This window comes from Comamonas denitrificans, from assembly GCF_042654745.1.
GTDB classification, from domain to species: domain Bacteria; phylum Pseudomonadota; class Gammaproteobacteria; order Burkholderiales; family Burkholderiaceae_C; genus Comamonas; species Comamonas denitrificans.
Genome location: NZ_JBHSEY010000010.1, coordinates 147868 through 161948 on the forward strand (window position 1 = coordinate 147868; position 14081 = coordinate 161948).

Annotated in this window: 11 protein-coding genes; 10 read left to right on the forward strand and 1 reads right to left on the reverse strand. The window is 59.7% G+C overall.

The window, feature by feature from the left end:
* The first annotated feature begins 106 nt into the window (after positions 1-106).
* The 9 genes from ACFO24_RS02685 to bcsG all read left to right on the forward strand — a co-directional run bounded on the left by ACFO24_RS02685 (position 107) and on the right by bcsG (position 12581).
* Entirely contained in the window at positions 107-1507 is a 1401-nt protein-coding gene (locus ACFO24_RS02685; RefSeq protein ID WP_377736658.1) for a TackOD1 domain-containing metal-binding protein, read from the forward strand.
* Positions 1504-2829: a glycosyltransferase family 2 protein gene (locus ACFO24_RS02690; RefSeq protein WP_377736660.1), complete on the forward strand. Its 1326-nt coding sequence runs from the start codon at positions 1504-1506 to the stop codon at positions 2827-2829. Before ACFO24_RS02685 ends, ACFO24_RS02690 begins: the two co-directional genes overlap by 4 nt.
* A gap of 9 nt (positions 2830-2838) precedes the next feature.
* Complete coding sequence (locus tag ACFO24_RS02695; protein ID WP_377736661.1) at positions 2839-5028, forward strand: TolC family protein; 2190 nt, start codon at positions 2839-2841, stop codon at positions 5026-5028.
* Complete coding sequence (locus ACFO24_RS02700) at positions 5025-6032, forward strand: HlyD family secretion protein (protein WP_377736662.1); 1008 nt, start codon at positions 5025-5027, stop codon at positions 6030-6032. The genes ACFO24_RS02695 and ACFO24_RS02700 overlap by 4 nt, the downstream gene beginning before the upstream one ends.
* A 197-nt stretch (positions 6033-6229) precedes the next feature.
* The gene (locus ACFO24_RS02705; RefSeq protein ID WP_377736663.1) at positions 6230-7648 is read left to right on the forward strand and encodes a BcsE family c-di-GMP-binding protein; all 1419 of its coding nucleotides are present in this window, start codon (positions 6230-6232) and stop codon (positions 7646-7648) included.
* Positions 7645-7800 carry a hypothetical protein gene (locus ACFO24_RS02710; protein ID WP_377736664.1) on the forward strand — a complete coding sequence of 52 codons (156 nt, stop codon included), beginning with the start codon at positions 7645-7647 and terminating at the stop codon, positions 7798-7800. The genes ACFO24_RS02705 and ACFO24_RS02710 overlap by 4 nt, the downstream gene beginning before the upstream one ends.
* Positions 7801-7803: 3 nt before the next feature.
* Positions 7804-8559, forward strand: coding sequence for a cellulose biosynthesis protein BcsQ (gene bcsQ / locus ACFO24_RS02715; protein ID WP_377736665.1), 756 nt, complete (start codon positions 7804-7806; stop codon positions 8557-8559).
* Positions 8559-10985 carry a UDP-forming cellulose synthase catalytic subunit gene (bcsA, locus tag ACFO24_RS02720; protein ID WP_377736667.1) on the forward strand — a complete coding sequence of 809 codons (2427 nt, stop codon included), beginning with the start codon at positions 8559-8561 and terminating at the stop codon, positions 10983-10985. Before bcsQ ends, bcsA begins: the two co-directional genes overlap by 1 nt.
* 18 nt (positions 10986-11003) lie before the next feature.
* Positions 11004-12581, forward strand: coding sequence for a cellulose biosynthesis protein BcsG (bcsG, locus tag ACFO24_RS02725; RefSeq protein WP_377736668.1), 1578 nt, complete (start codon positions 11004-11006; stop codon positions 12579-12581).
* On the opposite strand, the gene ACFO24_RS02730 is transcribed toward bcsG, so the two are convergent.
* On the reverse strand, positions 12569-13141 hold the full coding sequence (locus tag ACFO24_RS02730) for a DUF2889 domain-containing protein (protein ID WP_207573922.1): 573 nt from the start codon (positions 13139-13141) through the stop codon (positions 12569-12571). The two genes, bcsG and ACFO24_RS02730, sit on opposite strands and share 13 nt — an antisense overlap.
* A 276-nt stretch (positions 13142-13417) precedes the next feature.
* On the opposite strand from ACFO24_RS02730, the gene ppa reads away from it, so the two are divergent.
* A complete protein-coding gene (ppa, locus tag ACFO24_RS02735) occupies positions 13418-13945 on the forward strand; it encodes an inorganic diphosphatase (RefSeq protein ID WP_207573923.1) in 528 nt (175 codons plus the stop codon).
* Positions 13946-14081: the final 136 nt, after the last annotated feature.

The following is a 14081-nucleotide window of genomic DNA, read 5'->3' on the forward strand; positions in this document are numbered from 1 at the left end:
CCCTGCTGATTCGTACTCGATCTTCCACACAAACCAGTGGTTTGTGCCTTGCGTGGCGCATACCTGAAGCTGCGACACACACTGCCTCCCTCTTCTCAAGATTCATATGACTAGTTCCGCGTTGCTGAAGCCGCAGCTGATTTTTTTAGGTGATTTTTCTGAGACCCCTGTAGCGCAGACATCTGCTTCGTTCAAGGCCTGGGAAGCGCAGCAAGGGAAGGATGCCCGTGCTCTGGGCTTTTACGTGAAGTGCGGTGCGGGTACTGACTGGCTCGATAGCATCCAGGGCATTCGACGCAGTGCATGGTGGAACCTGCCGGTTTTTTCAGCGCCAGAGAGCAAGGATGCTGAACCTTATGTTGATAGCCTGTGCAGCGTGGAGCAGGCGCAGGAATTTGCGCAGGGAATGCTGCTGCGCAGGCAAGGCCTGCCGGACGCCAGCGAGTTTGTGGGTCTGGAGGAGCGGCTGCTCTTTTTTCTCTATGAGCGAGGCATGCAGGCCAGTTTGACTCCTCTGCTGGATCGCAACAGCGCGCAGCTGTATCGCTATCCGGTCGCAGATTTGCTGGCTTTTGAGCATGAAGATGGCCTGCAGGCCGTTGATGCATTGGTGCGCCGGGGACTGCTGCGTGATGATGGTCTGGTTGACCGTACGCGCCATTGCAACAGTTGCCATTCCGCTCACATCCACTTTGTGGATCTATGCCCACATTGCGAAGACATCGATATCCGCAAGGAATCGGCATTGCACTGCTTTGCCTGCGGCTATGTAGGTCCTGAATCCACGTTTTTGGAGCGGGAACAGCTGGAATGCCCCAAGTGCCACACGCATCTGCGCCATATCGGGGTGGACTATGACAAGCCGCTGGCGCAGTACAGCTGTCGCTCATGCCTGCGCTCCTTCATGGAGCCACTGGTCAAGGCCCGCTGCCTTGACTGCGGGCACAGCAACATGCCATCCGATCTGGATGTCCGCAAGGTGTGTCGATGGCAGCTCAGTGCGGCGGGGCGCAATGCCATTCGACTAGATGGCGTGCTCGGCTCTTTTGCCGCATTGAAGGCGCGCAGCTATGTGGACCCGATGGTGTTCCAGAAAATGCTGGACTGGGCTGCCAATATTCAGCTGCGGCATCAGGAGTTCCGCTTCAATCTCATGACGGTGGAATTGCATCACTCCGCTGAGATTCTGGAACATCTGGGCGCGATGCGGCTGTACCTGATGCTCGATGAGTTTGCGCTGCGCTTGAATGAAAAGCTCAGAGACTCTGATGTGATCACTCGCATCGAAGAAAGCTGCCTGTTGCTGCTGCTGCCTTTCACGAGCCCTGAGGGTCTGAAGGCGCGCATTGAGCAGATATTCGCTCAAATGGCCAGCGAAGATGGTGACGTGCGCAAGCTGCGCCTTGTGATCCGTACCTATGAAGGTGAACCGTCTGAAAAGGCGACGGCGCTGGGCATGATGCAGAAGATGGCAAAACTGTACTCCGCAGAGGCAGCCGCAAAATGATGTGGGAACAGTTCATCGCCGAATTTCAGGCCTTGATGCTCAGCAGCTCTGCCCAGGGTTTTGATGCGCTGGCGGTGGCATTCCCCACCATCGTGCTGCTGGAGCTGCCTTTTTATGTGCTGGTGATCATCGGGATGCTGCGCTTTGGCTTGCGTCGCTGGAAGCGTAGGGCGCCCAGTTCCTACTACCCTTCTGTGTCTTGTCTTGTGACTTGCTACTCGGAAGGAGAGGATGTGCGCAAGACCATCAGTACGCTGGTGAACCAGCGCTATGCCGGGCACATTCAAATCATTCCCATTATTGACGGTGCCATTAAAAATCACTTGACGCTGCAGGCCGCCCACTCTGAAGCGCAGCGCTGGCGTGATCAGCCTTTTCGTGAAGTCATGGTGTTGCCCAAGTGGCAGCGTGGTGGACGGGTTTCTTCCCTGAACGCGGCCCTGCCTTTTGCCACCGGCGAGGTACTGATGGCCCTCGATGGTGATACGTCATTTGACAATGACATGGTCGAGAAAGCGATTCGGCATTTTGAAGACCCACAGGTGGCTGGTGTTGCCGGCAATCTTCGCGTGCGCAATCAGAACAAGTCGCTGGCAGCAAAAATGCAGGGGCTTGAATACGTGTTGTCCATCAGTGGCGGTAAGACGGGGCTGTCCGAGTTCAATGTGGTCAACAACATTTCCGGGGCATTTGGCGTCTTTCGCGCCAGTATCGTGCGCCTGGTTGGCGGCTGGGATGCTGGCAGTGCTGAGGATCTGGATCTGACCCTGCGCATCAAGCAGTACTTTGGTCGCCATGCCGGAATGAAGATCAAGTTCGAGCCACATGCCGTAGGCCACACCGATGCGCCAGATACGTGGCGGGTCTTTGCCAAGCAGCGTGAGCGCTGGGATGGCGACATGTTCTACATCTTCATTCGCAAGTTTCGATTCAACCTGCGGCCATCGCTGCTGGGGTGGCCCAACTTTCTGTTTACGCTTGTTAATGGCATTTTGATGCAGCTGATATTGCCATTTCTGATTGTCATTGCGCTGATTGCTGCATTGGTGATGCAGCCCTTGGTCGTCGTATTGGCAGAGGTGGCTGTTCTGTATTCGTTTTATCTTTTTGTGTTGGGTATTTTTTATATTGTCTATTTGGCAGCAGTGTCAGAGCGGGTATGGTTTGATTGTAAATACCTGCCATATTTGCCGCTTTTTCCAATTTTTGCGTTGCTTTTGCGCATTTACTCCGTCTATTGCATCTTGGTAGAAATATTTACCAAATCGCATTTGGATTCTTCCATGGCACCAACTTGGGTGCTGAAAAAAAACAAGTTCTGAGTGTCAGTCATGAATTTTCTGTTTGATGTGCGGAAATACCTAGCACGTGGGAGTCTGCTCGCAGTCATCGGTGTGGCGGGTGAGTTCGCCATGGCGCAGGCACCGGTGGTGCAGCAACATGCACTGACGCCAGGCCCGCAGTGGAACTGGGACAACCTGCAGGACTGGAGTCAGCAGGCTGCTCCTTCGGTGCAGCTGTCTCGCTTGAAAGAGCATATTGCGAGCCTGAACGTGACGCTGCTGGAAGCAGACAACGGCGCAAGCATCGTGGCCGCTACTGGGGCCGCGCATGCCAAGGAGTCGGTGACGGATACCCTGGATCGCCGCTATAGCCGTGCGTATGGTCAGGTAGGGGTGCGTATGAGTCTGCTGGCTGCTGCCGAAGAGCGACAGCGTGCGGTGTCACAGGCCCGGGGTGCATTGCAGACGGAGGCAGCGCAGCGGCGCCTGCTGCAAATGCAGTCCGTGACAGAGACTGGGCGCATGTATGTGCGCTACATGCGTAGTCAGCAGCGTGAGCAGATGGTGGCGCAGTTCCTGCGCAGTCAGCAGGAAGCAGCAGGCGTCACTCGGCGCAGGGTGGCTCAAGGGCTGATGTTCAAGTCAGAAGCGCTGGAGCTGGAAAGCCTGTATGAGGTTGCCCAGGCACGTACAGCGCGTGAGCAGGAAATTCAGCGCGCAGCACTGTCACAGATGGCGTATTTGACGGGGCGCAGTCTGGTGCCACAGGTCGTTGCACCACTGAATATTCCGCAGGCATGCGTGGCCACCAGTGCTGATACTGCGGCACAGACTGAGCATCCGTTTCTTGAAATCACGCGTATCGCATTGCAGGGTGCCCAGGAGCGCAGCACGCTTTCTCGCTATGGAGCGATTGAAGGTGGTGTTCAGCTCAATCAAAGCATCAGCAAAGATTGGAAGGGCAATGCCGGGCATGCGACCGGTGTTGCCCTGGATATTTCCATTCCCTGGAACTGGCGTCAGCAAAAGAGTGCTTTGGCGGCCAAGTTGCAGGCAGAAAAAGAGCTCGCACAGCATGAGTACGAGCAAGAGCGGCAGAAGTTGCTTTTGCAGAGTGAAACTGCTTTGGCGCAATGGCAGATGCGGGAGAACGCCATTGAACCGGTGCTCCAGCAGTACAAGGCTGCGCAGGAAGCATTGCGCATTGCTTCGTTACGCAAAGATGCGCTGGATGGAGATGGCCTTGCACAGCTCATTCGTGCGAAGCACAGGCTGTATGAGCGGGCACTGCAGTACATAGATACGCTGGAGGCCCGAGACCTGGCTGCAGTGGATATGGCTTATTTCTTTGAGCGCTGTGTCTTGCAAGCCAATAAAGATGCTGCGGATGCTGCAGTGAATGTATTGACGGCCACGGCGGGGGGAGATAGCGCCGTGGGCGCGCACAAAGCCAGCACAGATAGCAAGCATGTTGCGGCTGGGCCTGTGTTTCCTGCCGGAACAGGCTGGTATGCATGGTTTGGCCGGGATTGGCTGAATCATCCAGAGATGGTGGCGCAATTGCCGCCAGGAACGCAGCGCCTGCTGCTGTCTTTCAAGGAACAGGAGCTGCTGGAGCTTGGTCAGGCAGGGAAATCGGCGCAACAGCTCAAGCAGCTGGGGCAACTGGCGCAGCAACGCAATATCCGGCTGGAGTTGTTGCTGGGGGAACCAACCTGGGTGCTGCCTGAGGGGCGTGGGCATTTGTATCGCTTGATTGCCAGCCTGCAGTCCTTGCCTTTTCACATGATTCATCTGGACCTGGAGCGCAGTCAGCTTCCCGAGCAGCAGCAGAAAGATTGGGACAAGCATGTGATTGCCCTGCTGTCGGAGGTGGCCAGCCAAAGCGCTCTGCCTATTTCGCTGACCACTCACTACCGAGAGTTGATGTTGCCAGGATTTATTGAGAATCTTGGAAAAACTGGGGTCAAGGAAGTAATCCCCATGATTTACAGCGCAAGCCCTGCGACCACTTTGGCAATCATGCGGAAAATGCCTCCATTGCCTGAAGGCATGCAAATTGCGGTGGCGCAAAGTATTGAAAAAGAACTCTCAGCGCAGGAGAGTTTTTATTCCAAAGGTAAAACTGAGGCTGCAAAGGTCTGGGGAGAAATAGCCCAAAGCTTGTACGCTGAAATTACTGGGTTTAATGGAATTATTGTGCAATCGTGGGATGAATATTTGGATACCAGACTATGAAAATTAACTTTGATGCACCGCCAAAGTCTGCGGAAGTCAGCAACGGAATTCACGTCAATTACCCGGCAGGTAAGCGCCAAGTGCCGCAGTGGCGCTGGTTTCTGGCGCTGGCACTGGTCATGTTGCTGCCAGGTTACTTCTTCTGGAGTCTGGCGAAGGCAGTGCTTGAGTCCGACGCACATGGTGTGGTCGTGCTGGAGTCTGTGCTGGTGCGCGCGCCTGCCAGTGGCGTGGTGCAAGAGCTGGTGACGGAGGGCGCAACTGTGCAGCAGGGGCAGGTGGTTGCTTTGCTGAAGCACAAGGTGCGATTGAAGGAAGACTCCGAATCCGTGTCTGGAACGGTTTCGCAGGAAGATGAGCGCTATGAGCGGGAGCGCAGAAGCTTGCTGGAAGGCGCTGTGAAGAATGAACAGGAACGGGTAGCACTGGCGGAAAATCGCTTCAATCAAATGCAGTCACTGTTTCGTGAGGGGGCAGCCACACGCCAGGAGGTGGATGCGGCTCGCATGCAGCTGTTGGAGCTTCGGTCTGGTTTGCAGATGACTATGCGTGATCTGAGGCAGTCGGCTTCTGCTGTGACACGTCAGCAAATGTCCGGCCGTTCTGTGGAATCCATCGCAGAGGTGGTGGCACCTCTTGTATCTGTAGTGAGCCAGGTTTTTGCGGTGAATGGGCAGTGGGTCAGCGCTGGTGATGAGTTGCTGGTGATGGATGGTGATGAAACTGCCTGGATTCAGGCCTATTTGCCGCCAGAGGATTTGAAGTATGCCCAGGTGGGGCAGAAGGCCACAATTTCTTTCCAGAGTGGCGAAGAATTTGAGGCCGTGGTGCAGCAAGTTTCGAAGGAAGCAAAGCGAGGCCCAACTTCCTCTGGAAATGATGGCCTGAAGTCATCCTCCACTGCACTGGTTGTCAAGTTACAGCCGCTGGTAGATTTGCCGGTCAGCTTGCGTGTGAACAACCTGCCTGTGGGTGTCCATTTTGTGTCCGATTCATGGTTTTGAATTGGAGCGTGTCGCCAAAGCAACTGCCTTGTTGAGGCAGTGACAGGCATTGGGGAGTGAAGCGCTGCGTTCACTCTCCCAACTGCTTGCGAATGACAATGTTTTTTGCAACAAAGCTGCCAGTGGCAGCTCTCGTGCCATGCAACATTTAAGAGGCTGGTGGGGGAACATAAAATTTTGGGGCCTGGGCCAGCGAAGTGCGCCGCGCAGGGCTGGCCGCTGGGGCGAGTCTGTGCATTTTGGATGCCCGGGCCATGTTCTTGGGCGCAGCGCAAGCGCAACTGCGCAGTTTGGGCGGGCAGCTGCGCCGCTTTGCCAAACGCCACGCCTGGCCCATCGTGCTGATGCTGCCCTTGGCCCCCCCAGCCAGTGCGGGGGGCGCTGCCCTGCAGGCCTCTTTGGCCGAGGCGGAACAGCTGGCCAGCGCGGCCCGTTCGGCCAGCCTGGGCCTGGGCCATCTGGCCACGCTGGAGCACACCGGCGACCATCCAGTGTTGGCCCTGCACAGTTGGGATGGCCCCCAGGGGATGATGTTTCATATGCGCTATGACCTGCACATGCAGGCCGGGCGGTTGTGCTATGCGGGCAGCTACTCGCATGGCGAAGTGCCGGTGCTGGTGCAAGCGCCCGATCTGGAGGTGGTGTACACCACCACCGCCTGCGTGCCCCCGCCCATTGAGGTGCCCGCGCACTGGGTGGTGCTGCCCGACTGGGCCGCCTTAGAACACGCTGCCCAGCAGGCCAAGGGGGCCACGGTGCTGCTGGATGTGGGCGATCCGCAGGCCTTTGATGCCTTGTGCGCCCTGGTGTACCGCCTGCGCAGCCGCTTGGCCCCCAGCGTCAAAATCATTGTGCGCGAGACCTCGGGCAAATTGCGCGCGCACAGCGAGCAGGCTTTGCTGCACTTGGGGGTCACGGCGGTGGCCTACCGCGAGCTGGGTTTTGCCCGCTTGCTGCGCATGATTGCCTCGGCACGCACCTTGGTCCACACCCAACCAGTGCAAGGCACGATGGAGCAGGTGCTGGGGGCCTTTGCCCCCGCCCATGTGCGCGGCTACCAAGCCCCGGCGGCGTTTGAACAAGCGGCCCGCCAGATGCTGCAGCGCAGCCGGGCGGTGGGGTTGGTCCATTCTCTGGTGCATTTGCAGCTGTTGCCCCGAATTGCCCATGTGGACGCACTCCAAGCCTGCCGCGTTTTGCGCAATGGGGACTTGGTCACCGCCGATGCCCAGGGGTTGCAGCTCTTTTTATTCGCCTGTACGCCGTCGGATGTGCCCTACGCCCTGAACAATATGTTTGCCCTGCCGCTGGAGCAATTGTTTGCGGCGCAAACGGTCGATAGCTCCGAGGTTGGCATTGCCCATGCCTTGCAGCAATTGCGCACCCAGGCCGCACGCTTGCCGGATTACACGGTGGCCTTGCAGGCGGCAGCCGCTGCGGTGGTTGAGCCTGCGGTTGAGCCTGCCGCAGCCCCTGTGGTGGCGGCAGCACCGGCGGCAATGACGCTGCTGCCGCCGATGGCCCCCCCGCCGCCCCAGACAGAGCGTGCCGCACAGCCTTGGCGTGCCCACCCGATTGGGCGGCGCAGCACAAAAATTTTGGAGTCCAGTGTATGAGCGGTTGGTATTTGGTCCTGGGCCTAACCCTGGGGGCCGCGTTGGGCACCATCGCCTGGCGCCACGGTGGTTTGTCGGCCTTGTCCCGCAGGCCCCGGTATTTGCAACCCTACCGCATGCCTGCCGAGCGTGCGCCTGGGCAGCCGGAGTAAGCCATGCGCACTGTGGCTTTTGTTTCGGCCCTGGGGGGTGTTGGGTGTACCACCTTGGTGGCGCACAGTGCGGCGTTGCTGGCCGAGCGCGGGCACCCCGTGGTGGCGCTGGAGTTGAGTGCGCAAAACACCCTGGGCCTGTACCTGGGCATGCGCGAGCAACCCCCAACGGGGTGGCACAGCGCCGTGCAAGCCGGTGGCTGGCTGGGCGATGCGGCAGTGGAAAACGCCGATGGCGTGCGCTTGCTGGCGCATGGGCCGTGCGCTGCCCCGCTGCCCCTGGCCGCCCCTTGGCTGGCGCAGCAATTGCAGGCTTTGGATGTGCCTAACCCCACGGTGGTTCTGCTGGACACCCCGCCCCTGCCTGCCCCCTTGGCACAGCAAGCGCTGGCCTGCGCCGATGTGGTGCTGGTGGTGCTGGACGCGGCTTGGCGTGCCGTGTATTTGCACGCATCCTTGCAGGCCTTGCTGGCCGGTTTGCAACCACACCAGCGCGTGGGGATGGTGGTCACCGGGGTGGACCCGCGCAGCCCCAGCCGCCGCGATGCCTTGGCCCAGCTGCGCTTGCAGTGGCCTGGGCAGCTGTTGCCCTACGTCCTGCACCAGGACGAACACCTGCCCCAGGCCCAGGCGCAGGGCCTGTGCGTACACCAGATGGCCCCCTACGCCCAATCCGCCCATGACTTGCAAGGCATTGCCAACTGGCTGGAGCAGACCTTGGCCCAGCCACCGCTGGTGCGGCCCCCAGGAGGTGTTTGATGGGGCCACAGTACGCTCTTGCATGGCTGCGCCAGGTGCTGGGGGTGCCGCAGGCCGCCCCGTGGTGGCAGTGGGTGTGGCGGGCCTTGGTACTGCCCCCAGAGCAGCGCCCCCAGGGGTGGCCGCTGCTGGCCTGGTTGGGGCGGCATATTGCTACAGTATTAAGAGCTGTTTCCGTTGTTTTTAATTTGATTTTGGAGCCATTGCGCATAACTTTGCGCGGATTGGATGCGCTAGCAGCTCTTATAAATAAGCCAAAAACCACGGCGCGGATTGAGCGCTCCGTGCAGCTGCTGATGCGGTATCCCAGCCTGCGCTGGCTGTCTTTGGGCCTGGCCATGGTGGCGGCGATGATCGTGATGACGACACCGTTCAACTGGTTTGGCCAGCTGTTGTTTTTTATTTTTGCCTGGGCCTTGTCCTTGGTGGTGCGGCGTTTGCCGGGGCGCTTTCCCGCGCTGGCCCTGGCGGCCGTCAGTTTGCTGGCCACCGGCCGCTATGCCTGGTGGCGCGTGACGACGACGCTGGAGTTTGAGACCTTGGCGCAAGCCGTTTTGGGCTATGGCTTGCTGGCGGCCGAGGCCTACACCTGGCTGATCGTGGTGTTGGGTTTTATTCAGACGGCGTGGCCGCTCAAGCGTGCGCCAGCCCCTTTGCAAGGCGCAGCCCAGTCCTGGCCCACCGTGGATGTGTTCATTCCCACTTACAACGAGCCGCTGTCCGTCGTGCGCCCGACGGTGCTGGCGGCCATGGCGTTGGATTGGCCGGCCGATCGCTTCAAGGTCTATCTCCTGGACGATGGTCGGCGCGAGGAATTTCGGGCGTTTGCGGCCGAAGTGGGGGTGCAGTACATCATCCGCCCGGACAACCACCACGCCAAGGCGGGCAACCTGAACCACGCCTTGCAGAAAACCGATGGGGAGCTGGTCGCCATTTTTGACTGCGACCACCTGCCCACGCGCTCGTTCTTGAAAACCGCCGTGGGCTGGTTTCAGCGCGATCCAAAGTGCGCCATGCTGCAAACGCCGCACCATTTCTTCTCGCCCGACCCGTTTGAGCGCAACCTGGGCACCTTTCGGCGCGTGCCCAATGAAGGGGCCTTGTTTTACGGCCTGATTCAAGACGGCAACGATTTTTGGAACGCCACGTTTTTCTGCGGCTCGTGCGCCGTGATTCGCCGCGAGCCATTGATGGAAGTGGGCGGCATTGCCGTTGAAACCGTGACCGAAGATGCGCACACCGCCCTCAAGCTGCACCGCCGGGGCTACACCACGGCCTATATCAACGAAGCCCAGGCGGCGGGTCTGGCCACGGAAAGCCTGTCGGCCCACGTCGGCCAGCGCATTCGCTGGGCGCGGGGCATGGCACAGATTTTCCGCACCGACAACCCCTTGCTGGGCAAGGGGCTGACGCTGTGGCAGCGCATTTGCTACAGCAATGCCATGCTGCACTTTTTCTTCGGGCTGCCGCGCTTGGTGTTTTTGACGGCCCCCATGGCGTATTTGTTTTTCCACATCTACATCATCCACGCGCATGCGTTTTTGCTGGCGCTGTATGTGCTGCCTTACATCGTGCAAGCCGGGGTGGCCAACGCCCACGTACAAGGCAAATACCGCCACACCTTCTGGGCCGAGGTGTACGAGACGGTGCTGGCCTGGTACGTGGCCCTGCCCACCACCTTGGCCATCATCAACCCCAAGCTGGGCAAGTTCAACGTCACGGCCAAGGGCGGGCTGGTGGAGCGCTCCTACTTTGACTGGACCACCTCCTTGCCCTACACCATCTTGATGGTGCTCAACATCGCCGCCTTTGGCGTGGGCCTGGTGCGCCTGTTTTGGTGGAACACCGACGAGACTTCCACGGTGGTGATGAACTTGATTTGGACCGCCTACAGCCTGTTCATGCTGGGGGCCGCCGTTGGCGTGGCTGCTGAATCGCGCCAGGTGCGCAAAATGCACCGGGTCGCTGCCACCTTGCCCGCCACCTTGTACCTGCCCGATGGCCGCGCCCTGCACGCCACGTGCACCGACTATTCCCTCAGTGGCCTGGGGCTGCAGCTGCAACAAGTGCCGTCGGCACAGTGGCAGGCCTTGCCGGTGGGCACCGAGGTGCATGTCGGCCTGTGGTGGGACGATTGCGAACACGCCTTTCCCGCCAAGGTCATGCTCGACCCGGGCCGGGGCACGCTGGGCGTGGAGTTTGAAAACCTCTCGAAAGAGCAGCAAATCGCCCTGGTGCAGTGCACCTTTGCCCGCCCCGATTCCTGGACGCACTGGAATGACAACCAGGAACCAGACCGCCCGCTGCTGGGGCTGCAGGAAATTACCCACCTGGGTGCCCAGGGCTACCACACCATGTGGACGGCCCTGAAAAACCATCTGCGCGATCGCTTCGTGAAAAATCGCCCCGCCTCTGTGCCGACCTGACCCCAACCCACCCCCACCATGCACCACTGGAGTTTTTATTTTTTGGCCAAGCTGGGCTTGTTCTATGCCGGGCGCATGAACTTTCATTGGCCAGCCAACCTGCTGCTGGCCCTGGGCTTGCTGTGGCCGCTGGCCCCCGGGCGGGTGCGCACCGTGCGCGCCTGGGTGGCCTGGCCCCTGGCCTTGGGTTTGCTGTATTACGACTCTTACCTACCGGCGATGGGCCGGGTGCTGTCGCAAGTGACCGCCTTGGCGCAGTTTCGGCTGGATTATTTGGCCGAGCTGCTGCAGCGGGCGGTGGAGGTGCGCACCCTGGTGGCGGCCCTGGCGCTGGTGGCGGTGTATTTGCTGTTGGCGCGGCGCATTCGGTTTGCCACGGTGGTTTTTTTGGGGATTTTCAGCGTGCCTGTGGCCGCACTGTGGAGCGCTGCCCCTGCGCCTGCCACCATCACCTTGGTGCAGGCCGATGGGCAAACCCTGGTGCAAACCCCCGATGCGCAGTTGCAAGCCTTTTATGCCAGCCAAGCCCAGCGCCAGCTCACCCCGGCCCCCCAGGCCGCCCCGCCTTTTGACATTGTGGTGCTGCAGGTGTGCTCCTTGTCGTGGGACGACATGGAGTTTGTCGGCCTGCGTGACCACCCTTTGCTGCAGCGTTTTGATGTGGTGTTCACCCAGTTCAACAGCGCGGCCAGCTACAGCGGCCCGGCGGCCTTGCGCCTGACGCGCGGTGCGTGCGGTCAAACTTCGCACCATGACCTGTACGAAGGTGGGGATGCCGCCTGTTACCTCTTCCCCAGCCTGGAGGCCTTGGGCTACACCGCCCAGGGCCTGCTCAACCACGATGGGGTGTTTGACGACTTTGCCAAGACGCTGCAAGCGCGCGGTGGCCTGGCAGGGCGGCTGCAGAACCCGCAGGGCGTGCCCATTGCCATGCGCAATTTTGATGGCTCACCGATTTATGCCGACGGGGCCTTGCTCAGCCGCTGGTGGCAGCAACGCCAAACCCAAGGGCCGCAGCCGGTGGCGCTGTACTACAACACCGTGAGCCTGCATGACGGCAATCGCATCGAGGGGGTGGCCTCGCGCTCCAGCCTGGACACTTACAAACCCCGCCTGAGCAAATTGCTGGCCGACTTTGACCAGTTTCTGACCGAATTGGAACGCACCGGCCGCCCCGTGGCGGTGCTGCTCATGCCCGAGCATGGCGCTGCCTTGCGCGGCGATAAATACCAAATCTCGGGGATGCGCGAAATTCCGAACCCGCGCATCACCCTGGTGCCCGCCGCTTTAAAGCTGATTGGCCTGCCCACTGCGAATGCGCCCAAGGCACCCGATGCACCCGATGGACAAGCCAGCACACCGCTGACCGTGGAGGCCCCCGTCAGCTACTACGATGTCAATCGCCTGGTGTTCGATCTGATTGAGCGCAGCCCGTTTGCGGCCGATGCCCCGCCCTGGGCCGAGCGCCTGCAAACGCTGACAACCACCGCGTTTGTCGCCGAAAACGACGATGTGGTGATGATGCGAGCGCCCGATGGGGGGGGCTACCTGATGCGCTCGGGCAAAAGTTCTGCGTGGGTGAACTATGCCCCGTGAGGGGGCTTGCCCGCTGGCTCCGGGCGCAGGTAGCCGATGAATTTCGGGAAGTGCTCGGCCACGGCCGGGCCATCGAATCTCCAGCCTTGGCATTCGCCTAAGAACAAAGGGGGGGTGTCGCCCCCGGTGCTAAAGGCCGCGCCAATGCTCTGAAACGCGGCGGTGGCCATGTTCATCAGCAGCTCGCGCATATGGGTGCAACCGGCCACTTTTCCCAGATTGGCCTCAATCGCTTTGCGCCAGCCCTTGGCCATGCAGCAGCCGACCATGCGCTGCATGGCATCCAGGGCAGCGGGGCAGCCTTGGATGGGGTGGGCATCCATGGCCGCTTCAATGGCGTGGACGACCAAGCGCGTATCCACGGTCACGCGGATGTGCATGTGGTGAATGGGCTCACCGGCACGGAAGATGCCGCTGCCCAGCCGGGGGACATCCATGGCCTTGGTGTCGATCAGCTCCCCTTCTACATCCCACAGGCCATCGCTGCGCTCAAAGCTTTGGTAGCGCACGCTGCGGATGTGGCGGGGTTGGCGGTCAATCGTCGGGGCAGATAAAGGCATGGCAAGAAAATTCAGCAAAAAAACCGGCCGATTGTGCAAAGCTTGGCCATGGTGTGCAGTCACTCTGGTATTGGCATTTTTAGGATGAAATAGCGCTTTTGCCTTTTATTTATAAGCGCTTGCAGCTATTGAATTTAATTATTTTTAATGCAATCAGCGCCGCATTGCAAGCCTTGTGCAAGACAGCTGGGCCTAAAATGCGCGGTTTTCGTGCGGCATCCAGAGGCAGCAAGTCTTTCGGAAGCCGTGATTTTTCACTTCTCTTGTGTGATCAGCATGTCTTTCGAAAAAGTCACCCCCGGCAAAAATGCCCCTGAAACCTTTAACGTGGTGATTGAAATTGCCGCCAATTCCGACCCCGTCAAGTACGAAGTCGATAAAGAAACCGGCTGCGTGTTTGTCGATCGCTTCATGGGCACCGCCATGCACTACCCCTGCAACTACGGGTATGTGCCCCAAACCCTGGCCGGTGACGGCGATCCGGTGGACGTGCTGGTGCTGACCCCCTTCCCCCTGCCCAGCGGCGTGGTCGTGCCCTGCCGCGCCATCGGCATCCTGGAGATGGAAGACGAGTCCGGCGTGGACGGCAAAGTGCTGGCCGTACCCACCAAAAAAATCCTGCCCGCCTACGACAAAATCGAAACCCTGGACGATGTGCACACGCTGACCTTGCAGCAAATTGCCCACTTCTTTGAGCACTACAAAGACCTGGAAAAAGGCAAATGGGTCAAAGTGCTGGGCTGGAAAGGCGTGGACGCAGCGCACAAAGAAATCGTTGATGGCATGGCCAACTACCAAGGCTAAGCCGCTGGCGCTGCGGGCTTAAAGCCCAACACTGCCCACCAACGCCCACCATCAGGCAGTCTGCGGACTGCCTTTTTTGTGGGCGGCGCTGGCGTTGGGGCCTGAGCGCCGATAATCGCCGGTTTTGGTTTTACAA